The sequence below is a fragment of the Bifidobacterium sp. MSK.13.1 genome, from assembly GCF_019131435.1.
Taxonomy (GTDB): Bacteria; Actinomycetota; Actinomycetes; order Actinomycetales; family Bifidobacteriaceae; genus Bifidobacterium; species Bifidobacterium pseudocatenulatum.
This window is the reverse complement of record NZ_JAHOMM010000002.1, coordinates 353,060-366,344: the sequence shown is the minus strand read 5'-3', so window position 1 is coordinate 366,344 and position 13,285 is coordinate 353,060. Positions and strand designations below refer to the sequence as shown.

General features: G+C 56.8%; 14 protein-coding genes. 6 read left to right on the top strand and 8 right to left on the bottom strand.

All coding sequences use genetic code 11. The annotated features are described in order from the left end of the window. Nucleotides 1–3 precede the first annotated feature (3 nt). Both KSY55_RS04435 and KSY55_RS04430 read left to right on the top strand, forming a co-directional pair. Nucleotides 4–1,029 (top strand): HAD-IIA family hydrolase, encoded by a 1,026-nt coding sequence (locus KSY55_RS04435; RefSeq protein ID WP_065435335.1) that lies wholly within the window; start codon nt 4–6, stop codon nt 1,027–1,029. Nucleotides 1,030–1,060: 31 nt separating this feature from the next. Next, the gene (locus KSY55_RS04430) at nt 1,061–1,822 is read left to right on the top strand and encodes a TlyA family RNA methyltransferase (RefSeq protein ID WP_217749499.1); all 762 of its coding nucleotides are present in this window, start codon (nt 1,061–1,063) and stop codon (nt 1,820–1,822) included. A gap of 119 nt (nt 1,823–1,941) precedes the next feature. Here KSY55_RS04430 and KSY55_RS04425 read toward each other — a convergent pair whose 3' ends face one another. Both KSY55_RS04425 and KSY55_RS04420 read right to left on the bottom strand, forming a co-directional pair. Further along, on the bottom strand, nt 1,942–2,595 hold the full coding sequence (locus KSY55_RS04425) for a TrkA family potassium uptake protein (RefSeq protein ID WP_022245237.1): 654 nt from the start codon (nt 2,593–2,595) through the stop codon (nt 1,942–1,944). A gap of 87 nt (nt 2,596–2,682) precedes the next feature. Continuing rightward, the gene (locus tag KSY55_RS04420) at nt 2,683–4,146 is read right to left on the bottom strand and encodes a potassium transporter TrkG (RefSeq protein ID WP_003810276.1); all 1,464 of its coding nucleotides are present in this window, start codon (nt 4,144–4,146) and stop codon (nt 2,683–2,685) included. Nucleotides 4,147–4,414: 268 nt separating this feature from the next. Between KSY55_RS04420 and KSY55_RS04415 the strand changes: the two genes are divergently transcribed. The 3 genes from KSY55_RS04415 to KSY55_RS04405 are packed head-to-tail and all read left to right on the top strand — an operon-like array spanning nt 4,415 to nt 7,760. Then, a complete protein-coding gene (locus KSY55_RS04415) occupies nt 4,415–5,353 on the top strand; it encodes an NAD kinase (protein ID WP_033524035.1) in 939 nt (312 codons plus the stop codon). A gap of 8 nt (nt 5,354–5,361) precedes the next feature. Continuing rightward, complete coding sequence (recN, locus tag KSY55_RS04410) at nt 5,362–7,068, top strand: DNA repair protein RecN (RefSeq protein WP_117784298.1); 1,707 nt, start codon at nt 5,362–5,364, stop codon at nt 7,066–7,068. A gap of 32 nt (nt 7,069–7,100) precedes the next feature. Continuing rightward, a complete protein-coding gene (locus KSY55_RS04405) occupies nt 7,101–7,760 on the top strand; it encodes an HAD family phosphatase (RefSeq protein WP_065438957.1) in 660 nt (219 codons plus the stop codon). Nucleotides 7,761–7,855: 95 nt separating this feature from the next. On the opposite strand, the gene KSY55_RS04400 is transcribed toward KSY55_RS04405, so the two are convergent. From KSY55_RS04400 to KSY55_RS04380, 6 genes are all read right to left on the bottom strand, one after another. Further along, nucleotides 7,856–8,572, bottom strand: coding sequence for an ABC-2 transporter permease (locus KSY55_RS04400; RefSeq protein ID WP_217749500.1), 717 nt, complete (start codon nt 8,570–8,572; stop codon nt 7,856–7,858). Then, nucleotides 8,569–9,501 (bottom strand): ABC transporter ATP-binding protein, encoded by a 933-nt coding sequence (locus tag KSY55_RS04395; RefSeq protein WP_117793516.1) that lies wholly within the window; start codon nt 9,499–9,501, stop codon nt 8,569–8,571. The genes KSY55_RS04400 and KSY55_RS04395 overlap by 4 nt, the downstream gene beginning before the upstream one ends. Then, a complete protein-coding gene (locus KSY55_RS04390) occupies nt 9,498–9,875 on the bottom strand; it encodes a GntR family transcriptional regulator (RefSeq protein WP_003810270.1) in 378 nt (125 codons plus the stop codon). The genes KSY55_RS04395 and KSY55_RS04390 overlap by 4 nt, the downstream gene beginning before the upstream one ends. Nucleotides 9,876–10,184: 309 nt before the next feature. Then, entirely contained in the window at nt 10,185–10,316 is a 132-nt protein-coding gene (locus KSY55_RS09220; protein WP_003810269.1) for a hypothetical protein, read from the bottom strand. 187 nt (nt 10,317–10,503) lie between these two features. Next, nucleotides 10,504–10,749: an acetamidase/formamidase family protein gene (locus KSY55_RS04385; RefSeq protein ID WP_022245241.1), complete on the bottom strand. Its 246-nt coding sequence runs from the start codon at nt 10,747–10,749 to the stop codon at nt 10,504–10,506. Then, nucleotides 10,746–10,913, bottom strand: coding sequence for an IS3 family transposase (locus tag KSY55_RS04380; RefSeq protein WP_229030114.1), 168 nt, complete (start codon nt 10,911–10,913; stop codon nt 10,746–10,748). The genes KSY55_RS04385 and KSY55_RS04380 overlap by 4 nt, the downstream gene beginning before the upstream one ends. Before the next feature lie 573 nt (nt 10,914–11,486). Between KSY55_RS04380 and KSY55_RS04375 the strand changes: the two genes are divergently transcribed. Next, nucleotides 11,487–13,277 (top strand): histidine-type phosphatase, encoded by a 1,791-nt coding sequence (locus KSY55_RS04375; RefSeq protein WP_226555814.1) that lies wholly within the window; start codon nt 11,487–11,489, stop codon nt 13,275–13,277. The last annotated feature ends 8 nt before the right edge of the window (nt 13,278–13,285 follow it).

The window sequence follows — 13,285 nt, the reverse complement described above, 5'->3', positions numbered from 1 at the left end:
CGCATGCTGAAGTCCACGAATCAGCCGCTCAGCGAAGCATACTCGCTGGCACTGCTTGATCTTGACGGCGTGGTCTACCGTGGTAAGAACCCGGTGGAACATGCTGCCAAGAATATCCGCAAGGCCGAATCCTTGGGCATGACGGTGGAATACACCACCAACAATTCGTCCCGACTTCAGGCCGTGGTGGCAGACCAGCTGAAGGGGTTCGATTTGGATGTCGAATCCTGGCAGGTCATCACCTCGTCGGTTGTCGCCGCGCGCATGGTGGCACGTGCCGTGCCTGAAGGTTCGAAGGTTTTCGTGCTTGGCGCCCAGCATCTGCGTGAGGAAGTGGCCAAGCAAGGTCTTGAAGTCGTCGATTCCGCAGAAGCGCAGCCGGTCGCCGCCATCCAAGGATGGTATCCCGACATGTCTTGGAACGAAATGGCCCAAATCGCCTATGCCGTTGAGCATGGCGCGACCTATTTCGTGACCAATCGTGATCTGACCATTCCTCGTGAGCTTGGCATCGCGCCGGGATGCGGTTCCATGATCATGGCGGTGATCAATGCCACCGGTGTGGAACCGGTTTCGTCCGCAGGCAAGCCGGAATCCGCCATGTATGACGAGGCGCGCATTCTCGCAGCCCATGATGATGGCGAGCCGGTGGACAAGGAACAGTGCCTCGCCATCGGCGACCGTCTCGACACCGATATCGAGGCGGGCAATCGGGGCGGGTACGATTCCCTTGCGGTGTTGACCGGCGTCACCGATCCGCGCGAACTCATGTTCGCTCCGGCGTATCTTCGCCCGACCTACATCGCCAAAGATCTGCGGGGCTTGAACGAGCCCGCTCCTGAAGTGGTGCATGATGAGGGCGCATGGCTGTGCCGCGATGCGAAGGCCCGCGTTGACGGCGACCGCCTGTATGTCACCGACATCACCAGTGTCGACGGGTTGCGTGCCGCATGCTGCGCCATGTGGGCCGCGGCCGACAGCGGGCGAGATGTGAGTGGCGTGATCGTTCCGGAATTCCGTATTTCCTAACGAACAATTCGTACCGATTATTGGAAAACCATTGCGAAACAGTGATTCCACTCAGGTTGTTCGTCTTGACGTTGCGTTGTTGGAACGTGGTCTGACCGACAGTCGTTCCAAGGCGCAACGTCTGATCGCGGATGGCAAAGTCAGTGTGAACGGTGTCACCGTCACCAAAGCATCGGCGAAAGTCGGTGGTGATGACGTCATCGCCGCCGATAGGGGAGACGGCTACGTTTCCCGTGGCGCATACAAGCTTGTCGGCGCGTTCGAACGGTTCGCCGACGTCGGATTGCGTTCCGCGCAAGGATTACGTTGCTTGGATATCGGCGCGTCCACCGGTGGTTTCTGCGACGTGCTATTGCGCAATGATGCCGCGCAGGTCATCGCTTTGGATGTCGGCCATGGGCAATTGGATCCGAAAATCGCGCATGACGACCGTATTATCGAAATGAGCGGCGTCAATATTCGCGACGTGTATGCGGAGGATTTGCCGTATTGTCCGGAAATGATTGTTTCCGACGTATCGTTTATTTCGCTGACATATGTGATTCCGGTGATCGCAAGAATCGCCGCACCGCAGGCGCAGATCGTGCTGCTGGTCAAACCGCAGTTCGAGGTCGGCAAAGGCAACCTTGGGAAAAACGGGATTGTCGAAAGCCAGGAATTACGCGAACAGGCGCTGTCCTCCGTCGTGGCATGCGCGGAACGCAACGGGCTTGACGTGCGCGCCACAACAGTATCTCCCATTGAAGGCACGCATGGCAATATCGAATATCTGCTGTACGCGGTCATGCAGTGAAACAGCGACCGGTTGAGAGAACCGTGTCTGCAGTGTAATCAAGGCAAATAAGATAAGTAAAAGAAAAACCGGAAATCATGATTATGAAATTCCGGATTTTTCCATATGGAAAGAGCGTGTCAGCTGCGTAGGAACCGGTCGATTTGATTCTGCTTGCCCATGATGATGAGTTCGTCGTTGCGGTGCATGATGAGCTCTTTCGAACCGTATTCGAATTCCTTGCCCGGCGATTTGATGCCGACCACGGTAATGCCGAAGCGTTCATGCACGCGAGCGTCTTCGATGGTGTAGCCGACCACATGCGCGGGGGTATGGATTTTGACGACGTTGTACGCGCCTTCAAGCTCGATGTAGTCAAGATAGTTGCCGGACACAAGATGTCCGACGCGTTTGCCGGCGTCGGTTTCCGCGTTGATGATGTGGCGTGCGCCGATGCGTTGCAGAATGCGGGCGTGTTCCTTCGACACGGACTTGGCCCAAATGTCGGAGATGCCGGCGTCGAGCAGATTGCCGGCGGTAATGACGGAAGCTTCGACGCTGTCGCCGATAGCCACGACGGCCGTGTCGAAATCGGATGCGTTGATCTGCTCCAACGCCATCACATCGGTCATGTCGGCCTGCACGGTGGGAATCTGCGAAGACCAACGGTTCACCAGTTCGCCGTCTTTGTCGACGGCGAGCACATCCTGGCCCATCATGTCGAGCGTGGTGGCCACAGAGCTGCCAAAACGCCCCAAACCAACTACGAGAACGCTTCTGGTGTTGTTGGCCATGATGTTATGCACCTTTCGAAATTCCATCTTCAAAAATCTATATTCATGTGTGATTGCAGGCAACTGTAAGTATATGAAGCCGTATCGTCAGCCGACCACGATCTGCTCGGTGGGGTAGCGGACGGCCTCGAGATTGTGTGGACGCGAAATCGCGTAGGCGATGGTGAGCGGTCCGAGACGCCCGATGAACATGGTTGCGGCGAGAATGTATAGCACCGTGGGGCTGCTTTCACTGGCTACGCCCACCGAGTAGCCACCCAGTCCGAACGCGGAGCAGGTATCGAACAGTGCGTCGCACAGCGAGCAGCCGGTGATGATCATCAGCGCCATCGACACCACGGTGACCAGCATGAGACATGCCGTGCTTACGGCCACGGCGGTCATAACCGCCTGCGTGTGGATGCGGCGGTGGAATGCGTTGATGTCGTGGCGTCCGGTGAATGCGGCACGACAGGTCAGCAGGGTCACCGCGAACGTGGTGACGCGGATGCCGCCTGCGGTCGAGGTGCTGCCACCGCCGATGAACATGACGATGGACAGGAACACTTTGGTTGCGTCGCTGACGCCTGGCATCCACGACAGGTCAAATCCGGAGCTTCGTGGCATGACGGCCGCGACCATGGCGTGCCAGAGGCGCGGCTCGATGCCGTTTCCGGCGAACAGCAGCTTGTTGTTCCATTCCATCAGCAGGAACCACGTGAACGAGGCGATCACAATGCAGAACGTGGTGGTCAGTGTGAGCTTGGTGTGCAGGCTCCAACGCTTCGGAGGACGACGCATACGCCAGGAACGCATCAGGTTCAGCAATACCGGGAAGCCAAGGGTTCCGCAGAAAGCACTGGCTAGGATCGGCAGGCCGACCGCCCAGTTGTTGACATGCAGACCGGCGCCGTCGGGGGTGAAGCCGGCGTTGTTGTACGCCATGACCGCGAAGAACAGCGATTCCCACAATGTGTGGCGCACATTACCGTGGTTGACCTTGTAGAGGCCGGGGAACAATGCGACGAATGTGATGCCTTCGATGACGAATGCGGTGGTGATGACTACGGTGAGCACGCCTTTGATTTCACCGAGCTTCGTAGTGCCGAGTTCGTTGGCGGTCAGCATGCGCTGCGTGGCCTTGAGATGGTGGTTCACGGCCAATGCGATCAAGGAGGCGAACGTCATGACGCCAAGGCCACCCATCTGCACGGCGAAGATGAGCACGCCTTGGCCGAAGGTGGTCCAATGCGTGGTGGAGTTGACGATGGAGATTCCGCATGTGGAAATGGCGGATACTGCGGTGAAGAACGCGGTGGTGAACGTAGTGGTTTCGTCTTTCGGCGTGGCAATGGGCGTCATCAGCAACGTAGTGGACAACGCCGCGAGCGTCAGAAAGTAGAAGATGGTCAGACGGCCTGGATGGTTGACGAGTCGGCGCGTGAGGCCGCGCTTGCGTGGCTTGCGGTCTTCCGCCATGGCCTTCTCGAAAGTATCTCCCGAGAACCACCATGCGTAGCCATGTGAGGCCTCACGATTGGAGGAGGACTCGTCAAAGACGAGGTTTGACATGCCGTTCCTCTCTCCTTTTCTTACGATGTTCGGTCTTCGTTCCTGTGAGCTATTGTAAGCATATGTGCGACTAACAGGCTATTTGACGGCTGACATTCCTGATTCGTGGCTTGCATCGGAGACGGATTTGAGGCGTGTTCGCGGGTTTTGGCATGTTTTCGACGCGCATTGCCGGTTTTCGTTCATTTGTTCGATTACACTGGAGGTCGGTGACGTCTTCATGGGCGTTTTCCATAGGGCGTTTCCTTTTGCTGGAAAGGGATTAACGATGTTCGGTACCCGTCATGCGGTGGTGGTGACGCATAGTCGTCTGAGGGAGAGTGGCACGGTGGTTGAGGAGGCTGTCGGGCAGCTGACCCAGGCCGGTTTCGAAGTGTCGATCATTGACAATATCGAGGCGCCGGATTTCGGCAAGCAGCCGCCGGTGGTTTCCGAACGTACTGAGATCGTGGTGGTGCTCGGCGGGGATGGCACCATTCTTCGAGCGGCTGAACTGGTGCACTGCACCAGTGTGCCGATTCTTGGCGTGAACTTGGGACATGTCGGCTTTTTGGCGGAGTTTGAAAGCTTCCAGATGAGTGAGGCGATCCGCAGGGTTGCCGAGCATGATTATTCCATTGACGAACGCATGATTGCGCATGTCGATGTGTGGCTGCCGGGAGCAAGCGAGCCGATTGAGGATTGGGCGTTGAATGACATCACGTTGGAGCGTGCAGACCGTGGCAAAATGGTCGAACTGTCGATTCGTGTGGATGATGTGGAAATGAGCTCCTTCGGCTGCGATGGCGTGATCGTGTCGACTCCGACCGGCTCAACCGCATACGCGTTCTCCGCCGGAGGACCGATCATGTGGCCGAACGTGAAGGCGTTGCAGTTGGTGCCGTTGGCCGCCCACGCCCTGTTCGCTCGCCCATTGATTATTGGCTCCGGTTCCACATTCGCCATTGATATCCTTGAGGATTCCACGTCGGATGGTTGGATCTGCTGCGATGGCCGTCGCCAATGCGCGTTGCCGCGGGGCACTAGGGTTGAGGTGCGCGAATCGAAGAGCACATTGCGCCTGGCCCGTCTTTCCGGCGTGCCGTTCACGAATCGTCTGGTCACGAAATTCGATCTTCCTGTTGTCGGTTGGCGCGAGCAGGCGCGTAAAACCGGGGGAGTGCATCATGGGCATGTGTTTCCGGAAGATAAAGAAACGAACGAGTAAAAACACTGATGCTTGAAGAACTTGAGATTCATAATCTTGGGCCGATCCGTTCCGCGCTGATCGCGCCTGCCGGCGGTATGACGGCGATCACCGGTGAGACGGGTGCAGGCAAGTCGATGCTGCTCAGTGCGATTCGGCTGATTTCCGGCGGTCCTTCCGACGGTGGCCGTGTATCGGTCGGAGCGAGCGAGGCGTGGGCGCAGGGCGTGTTCGAGGTCGCCTCGTCACCGGCCGCGGTCGCAGCCGCGCACGAGGCGGGTTTCGAACCTGAAGACGGAGAACTGTTCCTGTCTCGCAAGGTTCCTGCCTCCGGGCGCTCCCGCAGCATGCTGTCTGGTCGTAGTGTGCCTCGTTCCGTACTGGGGTCGATCGCAGCGGAGCTGGTGACGATTCATGGTCAGGCGGACCAGTTGCGTATCGCGTCTTCGGCGCGGCAACGTGAGTTTTTGGACCGCTATGCCGGCGATGATGTGGCGTTGGTCGCATACGGCAAGGCTTGGAATGCGCTTCGTGCCATGGATGAGCGGTTGAAACGATTGTCGAGTCAGGAATCGTCCATGCGCCAGCAGGCGGATTACCTGCGCGAGTCCATCGAACGAATCAACCGCATCGATCCGCAGCCGGGGGAGATGGCCGAGTTGCGTGCTCGCCGTGATCGCATTGAGAACGCGGCCGAGATCGCCGAAGGGGTGAACCGTGCGTTGAGCGCGTTGGATGCTTCGCAGGTTGTTGACGATGTTGAATCATCCAGCGCCACCGATCTGATTGATCGCGCGTCGCAGGCGCTTCGCGCCATTCATGTGGACGGCGTGTTTTCGGAATTGGCCGATCGGCTTGATTCCATCAGCACTGATTTGTCTGATGTGGTGTTCACCTTGTCGGGCGAAGTCGACAATGATCTCGGCATGGAAGACTTGGACGCCATCAACGGGCGGATCCATGAGCTTGACGAATTGGTTCGTCGTTGGGGTCCGGAATTGTCGGACGTGATTGCGTGGCGAGATCAAGCGGTGTTCGATTTGGAGGATCTGGACGCGTCTCCGGAAAAAGTTAGTCAATTGCAGGCGGAACGTGAAAAACTGTTCGGTGAAGCGTTGAAGGCGGCGCGTGCGGTAAGCAAAAGGCGTGTCGCTGCCGCGAAGGAACTCGCCGCCAAAGTCACTGCGGAACTCGAATCTCTTGCCATGAGCGGATCGAAACTAGAGATCCGTGTATCGGAACGTGAACATTTGGACGCTTCCGGCGCTGACGGCATCGATTTTCTGTTCACGCCGTTCCCGGGTTCGCCGCAAATGCCGATGGGCAAAAGCGCGTCCGGCGGCGAGCTGAGCCGGCTCATGCTCGCGCTTGAACTCGTTGCGGCGGAAAAACATGTGGTGGCGGGCGGTTCCGTACCTCCCATGACGTTCATTTTCGACGAGGTCGACGCAGGCGTCGGTGGCAAAACCGCGGTGGAGCTTGGCGCGCGATTGGCGAAACTCGCTCAATCCGCGCAGGTCATTGTCGTCACCCATCTGCCACAGGTCGCATCCTGGGCGGACGAACAGTACGTGGTCGCCAAAGGTGAAATGGATGACGGATCAATCGCCACCACCATCAATCAAGTGCGTGGGGAGGCGCGTGTGCACGAAATCGCCCGTATGCTCTCCGGCAGTGAAAGCGAAGCGTCGCTGGAACATGCCGAAGAACTGCTCAAATCATCGGTTCTCGATTAACGTAAGATGCACAATAATAAAGGAGGATATCGATGGCAGGCAATCAAGGCAAGGGCGCCATTTTCGATCTTGACGGCACGCTGCTTGATTCCATGGGCGTTTGGGATCAGGTTGACATCGATTTTCTTTCAAAACGAGGCATTGACGTGCCGGACGATTACATGACGAAAGTCGCGGCCATGCAATTCCGCCAGATCGCCGAATATACGATTGCGCGTTTCAGCCTTACCGACACTCCCGAAGAGCTGATGGATGAGTGGGATCATATGGCCCGCGTCATGTATGCCACAGTGGTCGAAGCTAAACCGTATGCACGTGAATATCTCGCTCAATTGAAAGAGAGTGGAGCGAAACTTGCCGTTGCCACATCGCTGCCGCCGATGCTGAGAGAGCCGGCGATGAAGCATGTTGGCATTTTCGACTACTTCGATGAAGTGGTCAGTGTCGATGATGCCGGCGGCGTCGGCAAAGACCAACCGGACGTGTATCTGTTGGCTGCATCTCGCCTCGGAGTCGAGCCGGGGGAGTGCACCGTGTTCGAAGATTTGCTGATCGGCATGCGTTCCGCCAAGTCGGTTGGCATGAAGGTATGGGCCATGCACGACGATTCGTCCGATGCCGATTGGCCGGCGATTTGCGGTCTGGCGGATGGTGTCATGTTCGACTTCCACGACGCGCCTGCCGTATTGTAGGAACCGGCGTCGTACGGAGATATATGCATTTGGGGCTTTCCGTTGATTCGGAAGACCCCAAATCCGTTCCATAAGAGTCTACCGGCTGGCTTGGTTCAGATGTCCTTGCTGCCGTAAATATGCAGCGATATCTTGCGGGAGAACGCCAAGGCGAGTACGTCGATGATCAAGAATGCCGCTAACGCAATGGCTTGGTGCCGGCTGATCGCCTCGGCCAGCTGTTCGACGGTCTTTTCGAATTCCGGCAATGCCTTGCACAGTCCGATGACCGCGCCCCCGATCACGCCGATGCTCAGAAAAATGGCGGCCATGGCGCGATAAGGGGAGAACCGGTACAGGAACGGCTGCACGATGGCGTTGAGCAGCACGAGGGTCAGCACGGTCATCGCGGCGAAGCCGATCGCATCCGTCACTTTAACTGGCTCGTGCATGATGGTGCCGGCGCAGGCGATGCTGACGGCCACTTCCAATCCCGCCACCAGATCGCAGGCGATAAGGAATGCGAATCGTCCGAGGATCTGGTGGTTGCGGTTGATGGGCACGATGCCGTTCATCCAATGATGGTTGTTCATTTGTTCATAGGAGAACAGGGTGATATTAAGCATCAGGAAGCCGGAGGCCGCCCCGCCGATGGCGGCTCCCGCAACGCTGTCGAGAGTGGACCCTGTAGCCGCCATCAGGCATGTGAAACCTGGAACGTACGCGAAGAAGATGGCTATGTACGACCGCCCGTAGCTGATGGTACGGTTCCAGTCCAAGGAAATCTGCCTAAGGATGGCGGTCATGGCGTCCGCGTTCGCTGTCGTGTTCATCGTACGTCTCCTTCGTTGGTATTGCCGATTGCCGTATGTGCCGCGGCGTTGGTCAGTCTGATCACATCCTCAATCGAAGCATGCTGTGTCAGGAGACCGTCGGTGCCGCCGATGTGTGGGATATCCTGCGTGCGGACCAACGCGTCGAAGCCGGTTGCGTATGTGCGGATGCCGACCATTGCCCGCCGCAGACCATCAGTAAGCTCATCCGGACCGCCCTTGACCAGACGGAACGCGTCTTCGAACTCGTCTTTCGGCCCGCTGTAATACAGCATGCCGCTCGTTATATACGCGAGGAAATCCGCGCAACGCTCCAAATCGGCGGTGATATGCGTGGAGAAGATTACGCTGTGTCCGCCATCCGCAACATAATCGGACAGGATGTCCATGAGCTCGTCGCGGGACAGTACGTCCAGACCGCTGGTCGGCTCGTCGAGAATCAGCAGTTTCGCATCGTGGCTCAACGCCACGGCGAGCATGAGTTTCATCTGCATGCCGCGCGACAGATCCTTGATCTTCTTGTTCCGTCCGAGTCCGAACCGTCTGAGATATGCGTCGAACAGATTGTGGTCCCACAGCGGGTACATTGGGCTGCTTGTCCGTTCCACCGCGTCGACCGTCATGTATTCGATGAAATAGCTGCTGTCGAGCACTACGCCCAGCTGCTCTTTGGCCCGCTCCTCATCGGCCATCGCGTCAAGGCCGAGCACTTCGATTCGTCCCGCGTCTCGCGTGGTCATATTGAGGATCAGTTTGATCAACGTGGATTTGCCGGCTCCGTTCGGACCGACCAGACCCATGATGTAGCCGGACGGCAGGTCGAAGGTCACGTCATCCAATGTGAAGCCGGAATCATAATGCTTCGTCAATCCGGTTACGCTCAAGGCCAAGGTTGGCCGCGTTCCTTGGGGGAGTGAGGAATCGTTCATGATTGTTCCCTGTACGCTTTCTCGAACATGCCAAGCAGATCAAGTAGGCTGATGTCGGCGGCTTTGGCCTCGATGGAAACTTCACGGAGCTTGTCCATGATGCGTTCACGCGCACGTTCCTTCATGAGTTCGTTGCCTCGTTCCATCACGAATGTGCCTTTGCCCTGCACATTCTCCACGAGCCCCTCGTCGGCCAGTTCGTTATACGCTCTGGTCACGGTGAGCACGCTGACGCGCAGTTCCTTGGCGAGCTTGCGCAGTGAGGGAAGCGCCTCGCCTGCTGTAAGCTCACCCGACATGATCGCGGACCTGATCTGGTTCTTGATCTGTTCGTAAATCGGTTCTCCGGACACGGATGAGATGATCAGCTTCAATCTGTGCCTCTTTTTCTGTATGTTTCGTAGGTGATATATCTCCCGGCCGAACAGTTAGATGCAAACTGTTTAGCTGTTATATATAACAGTAACACAGAAAACCCGTACTGTTATTACGTGTCGCATAACAGTACGGGTTTTGTTGGAATATAAGGAAATCCGCCGCTCCATGAACGCCTCTTGCGGTCGACGATTGACGGAAGCGACATTTACTTGCGTTCGAGGATTCCCGTATGGACGGTTATGCGCGAGTCGGATGGATGATACGGCGGAAACACAGGTAGATCAGCTACGCCAACGGCATGGTCATCAACATAGGCAGTGTAGGGAACCGGCGATGAGTCCCACGCCAATCATGATTGCGATTTTCTTCGCGCCGAAGGAGAGAGCGTCCGTTTCGGCGCGATCCGTCGCCTGGGTGGTGTTGCTATCTTGCTGCATGATTGTTTGTTGGGGAAACCATCTGTTATTCCATTCCCTTATAGAGTTCTTTGGCTAGACCAATCAGTGACTTGTCTGAGCCTGCTGGGCCAATAAGGCATGCGCCGCATGGCAGTCCATCTGCTGTTTCCAATATCGCGTATCGTCCGTTCATAGTCGGGTAGTTGTTGAAACATCGACAGATCAATCAGACCGTGAACGCCTTTGGTGTGATATCAACGACTTGCGTCACGTTGAAGTCGATGGCAGCCGACAGCAGCAGGTACACTTGTTGACGTGGCATCTCGAACATGGCGGCAATCATATTGATGGCGTGTTCGACGCTTTGCGATAATGCGTCATCCAGCGTACTGCTGAAACCCATTGGAATCAGCGTGCCATGACTGATCGCAAATGGCAGAGGGGCTGCGGACGTTTTCTTGGAGATGATCACGCAGCCATTCCCTGGCTCTGACGGTATTGTACCGGACTCATCCAACCGAGCGACCGTTTGATGCGCTCGTGGTCGTACCAGCGGATGCAGTCGTCGACCGGGACGAGCACCTCGTCGCGGGTACGTTCCTCCCAATGCCCGGGATGGACGGACTCCATCTTCATGCGTCCGAAGGACCCCTCCGCGCCGTCGTTCCTCGGGACCGAACATACGATAATCCTTTCATTCAGTCTCCAAGAAAACGTCCGCATCCTGTAACGTCCGGATTCTTGCATACTTTGGGTTTTCGGTCCTGACGTGAAAGGCGGGGACGTTTCCACGTGTCAAGTCGACAATCGGCCAGCCATAATGATGTGCGTTGATTGGGGGTGTCCGCAGCGAAATCGGTGGAACTTGTCCAGCAGGTTCTGTGATACGTCGAGCATCGTGAATCCATGGGGTGGGGGAGTTGCGGCTGTGCAACTTACTTGAGTTCTAAGCGACGGTTCGCGGATTATTTGTCGATCGTTCACGTTTAAGGCGTTGCGTGTTCGCCCTCCGAGCCTATTTTGTCGCCCGGGCTGGCTTGTCTGACAGCTTCAATGTGGCAAAGCAGAAGAGGTAGAAGAATGAGGATAATGGCGAAAAACCATACGGCAACAAAGGAACAGCGGCAGGCAGGAGCCTGGCGCAAACGCGGTACCAAATCGGTGGGCGGTGGCATGCTCGCGTTGACAAGCGCTGTAGTGGCAGCGGCCATGCTCGCAACGCCAGCGGCTTTGGCTGGGGAAGGAACCGCCCGGTATTACAGCAGCAAGCAGCCGTATGTTGCACCGGCGAGCACATCATATTCAGCAATTCCGAGCAGATACCATCTTGCATACACCGAGTCTGTGGCAAGGCATGGCTCGCGTGGCCTGTCGAGCTACAAGTATGACGCTTTGCTGGCACTGATGGCTCAGTCTGCTGCGGAAAACAATTATGCTGGATTCGTTAGCCCAGAGGTTGGCAAGGAATTCATCAACAATGTCAATGCCATTACTGCGGTCAACGTGGGCAACGGGTATGGCATGCTCTCTGGTCAGGGCGCCATACAGCATCAGGGCATTGGTGAGAGAATATACCAGCGTGATGCTGATCTGTTCGCCAATGCCGCAAAGCAGGGACTGCGCGTCTCATACCAGAGCTCGGGTGAGCCTCGTGCAACCGAATCCGGAGAGAATTTCAAACTAGGATTCGATCAGGCTTCCAACGGTTTGCTGGCGAATGCGGTTGTAGCACCGAATAATCCTGCGGATAACAATTCCGGCAAGAATTTCGACAAGAACACCACCACGTTGTATTTCCATAAGACTGATAATCCGGATGGTACGCAGAAAACGGGCGAGGCCAAGGAGCGCGCGGAACGTTACCAGCAGTTCGTCGCGAATGATGGGGGCATCGCCGAAGCTGAGGAAAACGTGACGAACGATCCGTCCATGACCACCGCTTCGCATAATCTGCTCTCTCAAATCTTCACTGACGATTTCCTCGCGTCCATCGGCAAGGAGGAAGGCCAGCGCATCTGGTACAACACAGCTGACGGCACGAAAAAGGGTGCGGCCAATTGCGCTGCTGGCGCCGACCCTGCCAAGGATGCGAACGCGTGCGGTGACGCCAAGAAGAAGATCGCGTCGGAACAGGACGCGGCAATGGATTTGTACAATCTGTACATCATCGCGGCCGATATGGAACAGGAGAACACCGGATCCCACACGTTCAATTTCGACCAGTACTTCCAAGGTCAGCACGCCCAGGAGGCGAAGACGTTTGCTTGGTCGCTTGATGCCGAGGACTTCTATGAGAAGGGACCGGGGCGCGCAGGTCAGGATGAGACCTACCGCATTGCCCAGCCGTTGCTCGACGATTTCTTCAATGCGATCGACACGAGGGAGCGGGCCGGCACCGCCGCGACGTTCCGATTCGCACATGCCGAAACCATTATTCCGTTTGCGGCATTGCTGAAGCTGCCTGGATCGCAGCAGCAGGCGAGTGAACTGTACACGTATGAGAATAATCCGTGGCGTGGCGAAAGTGTGACGCCGATGGCTGCGAATGTGCAGTGGGATGTGGTCGTGCGTGATGGTACGGACGTCTCGGGGCAGCCGTATCAGCCGTTGGTCAGAATGCTGTACAACGAAAAGGAAATCGGATTCAACGATTCCTGCACGCCAATTGCGGATGGTTCGACCTGGTATAAGGAAAGCGAGCTGAAAAGCTGCCTGAATGGTAAGGGAACCACGGTTGATGCCCGACTGACGGATGAGGAAGGTCAGCCTGAAACGCCGGGCCATGAATCGACACCAGATGATTCGCAGAAGGCTCCGGGTGCGAATGATGCGAACGGCCAGCGGAAGCATCCGGTGAAATCGTCCGCGAACGGCGGCGATGCGGTCAAGCTCGCCAAAACCGGTTCAAACGTGACGCCCGCCATCGTGGCGACCGTCGTGATGGTGTCCTCCGCGATTTTTGGAGGAAGCTACGCGCGGCGTTCCCGCCGGAAGGCTTGATTTGAAAC